General features: G+C 47.8%; 1 protein-coding gene. It reads left to right on the top strand.

All coding sequences use genetic code 11. The features are described 5' to 3' along the window. Positions 1–569, top strand: a 569-nt coding sequence (locus AC1QQ2_RS14960) for a hypothetical protein (RefSeq protein ID WP_479713742.1), incomplete at both ends; no start/stop codon positions are given.

The raw sequence follows: 569 nt of genomic DNA, 5'->3' as shown, positions 1-569 counted from the left end.
CAACCTTATACATTCAATTTCTCGGCGGACTACGGAACCCAAGTGCTCCTCGCTCTCACCGCAGACGGAGATACCTTTGAAGAAGGCGTCACCAGTAATACGGCAACGTCACTTGCCTTTACACTTCCCACGACCTATGGAAAAAACAACATCTACATAAAATCACAGACCACCGAAGGTATTGGAAGTTCACTTGACGTCATCGGAACTCCTGCCACCGGAACGGTCTATTTTGTTGATGGAATTCTCAATGTCGCGGGAATCTCAACTCTCACCAGAGGGGAACCTTATACGTTTAACTTCTCAGAGGGCTACGGAACCCAAGTGCTCCTCGCTCTCACTGCAGACGGAGATACCTTTGAAGAAGGCGTCACCAGTAATACCGCAACGTCACTTGCCTTTACATTTCCCACGACCTATGGTAAAAACGATATCTACATAAAATCACGGACAACGCAAGGGATTGGAAGCTCACTTGACGTCATTGGAACACCGGCAAACGGAACTGTCTATTTTGTTAATGGAAAACTCAAGGTCGCGGGAATCTCGAATCTCACCAGAGGGCAACC

The sequence above is a fragment of the Aestuarium sp. genome, assembly GCF_023253315.1.
In the GTDB taxonomy this organism is placed as follows: domain Bacteria; phylum Pseudomonadota; class Alphaproteobacteria; order Rhodobacterales; family Rhodobacteraceae; genus Marivivens; species Marivivens donghaensis.
This window is presented reverse-complemented; position numbering and strand designations above follow the sequence as displayed.